The organism is Aeromonas sp. PrichA-15, assembly GCF_017939245.1.
Taxonomy (GTDB): domain Bacteria; phylum Pseudomonadota; class Gammaproteobacteria; order Enterobacterales; family Aeromonadaceae; genus Aeromonas; species Aeromonas caviae.
The window spans coordinates 1-1,432 of sequence record NZ_JAGKRH010000168.1 but is presented as its reverse complement, the minus strand read 5'-3'; the positions used below and the strand labels follow the sequence as shown (position 1 = coordinate 1,432).

The 1,432-nt window shown below is 59.9% G+C and carries 3 protein-coding genes and 1 pseudogene; 2 read left to right on the top strand and 2 right to left on the bottom strand.

Features of this window, described 5'->3' with window-relative positions; all coding sequences use genetic code 11:
- Nucleotides 1-140 precede the first annotated feature (140 nt).
- Nucleotides 141-284: pseudogene (locus J9889_RS24730) on the bottom strand (ABC transporter substrate-binding protein); the annotation flags it as partial.
- A gap of 65 nt (nt 285-349) precedes the next feature.
- On the opposite strand from J9889_RS24730, the gene J9889_RS17735 reads away from it, so the two are divergent.
- Nucleotides 350-673: a hypothetical protein gene (locus tag J9889_RS17735; protein ID WP_042015941.1), complete on the top strand. Its 324-nt coding sequence runs from the start codon at nt 350-352 to the stop codon at nt 671-673.
- On the top strand, nt 670-1,281 hold the full coding sequence (locus J9889_RS17730) for an ACP phosphodiesterase (RefSeq protein WP_161646881.1): 612 nt from the start codon (nt 670-672) through the stop codon (nt 1,279-1,281). The genes J9889_RS17735 and J9889_RS17730 overlap by 4 nt, the downstream gene beginning before the upstream one ends.
- 9 nt (nt 1,282-1,290) lie before the next feature.
- Here the strand turns inward: J9889_RS17730 and J9889_RS17725 are convergent.
- Nucleotides 1,291-1,432, bottom strand: a 142-nt coding sequence (locus J9889_RS17725) for a transposase (protein ID WP_210537842.1), incomplete at its 5' end; no start/stop codon positions are given.

Below are 1,432 nucleotides of genomic sequence, written 5' to 3'. Positions count from 1 at the left end.
GGGCATTCCCGCGGAATGCATGGTGTTTTTGCTCATGGGGGGAGCGTATCTAAGGAGCAGGATCAAGCAAGCAGGAAAGTGGGATCAAGAGACGATCGTCTCATTTTTCCTGTGTCAATACTGTTCCGGTGAATACTTACGATCTCTCCGGACGCATCGGTCCATGAGAAGGGGGGATAGGCCCCCTCCACGCCAAAGCGTACCGTCTTCCACTCCTTGGCGGTGACGGGAGCGGCGAGCAGACAGGCAGCAACAAGAGCTGACAGGGTCAGTGTGGTCTTCATCGTGAGTACTCCATTACATAAAAAGCGCACAGGCGCGGTCAAGGCATCGCAGGCAGAGGCAAGCGATGGCCAACAAACGGCAAATTGCAGATGAGCGGGATTACGCCGCCATGGGCGTCAATGAACTGCTCCGGGGCCTCGACCTATTCGTCGAACCACTCGGAGAGATAGAAAGGCTTGAAATAGAAGGCCAGAAAAAAGCCTCTGGCTTTGCGCATCATGGTGATTTGTCGCGTCCTGTGACAAAGATGGCAAGCACCTTACCACGCCTCAAATTTGCCCGGCAAGGGGACTTGGGGATGAAACATCCTGCCCATGGTCAATCCGGCCACGATTCGTTAGGCTCGGATCACCCGTTCACGCCCAGGCACGCGAGCCCCATCCCATGAATTTTCTCGCCCACCTCCATCTGGCGGCCCATACCGGCAGCTCCCTCACCGGCAACCTGCTGGGGGACTTCATCAAGGGCCCGCTGCCGACGGGTCTGGCTGACCACTTCGACGAGGGGATCTGGCTGCACCGCAAGATAGACGCCTTCACCGATGCCCACCCGGCCCATCGGGCCGCCGTGGCGAGCTTCGCCCTCCCCTGGCGCCGCTTCGGCGGCATTGTGGTGGACATGCTCTACGATCACTGGCTCAGCCAGCACTGGCAGAGGTTCAGCGCAGCCCCCCTGCCCCGCTTTCTGGCGCAGAGCTATGGTCAACTTCTCCTGGATCATCACAGCCTGCCACAGGGCCTGCCGATGGCCCTGCGGCACATGGCCGAGCAGGACTGGCTGGCCTCCTACCTGTACCGGGAAGGGGTGGGGGCGGCCCTCAACGGCATCGGTCGTCGGCTGCGCCGCCCCGTGCCGCTCGGGGAGGCGCTCCACGCCCTGGATCAGGCTCGCTGGATCGAGGCCGAGTACGCCTTCCTGCACTTCTACCCGGAGCTGATGCGCTTTTGCGAGGCGCAGATCGCCGCCCACCGCACTGCCACCTCATCCCCACCATAAAAAACGGGTTCATCGCGGCTTTCCGGGGAAGGCCGCCTTGATTTTCAGAAAAAAGTATTCTGAGTCCCTAAATCCATATGCCATGCGCTTTATCACTTTGATCTTGTTGTTCACCCCTTCCAGCACACTCGTGTGCATCGGGTAGTTTGCA

What these genes read in the sequence shown, in the direction of transcription:
- J9889_RS17730 (WP_161646881.1), top strand. Translation starts at nt 670, where the DNA reads ATGAATTTTCTCGCCCACCTCCATCTGGCGGCCCATACCGGCAGCTCC.
- J9889_RS17735 (WP_042015941.1), top strand. Translation starts at nt 350, where the DNA reads ATGGCCAACAAACGGCAAATTGCAGATGAGCGGGATTACGCCGCCATG.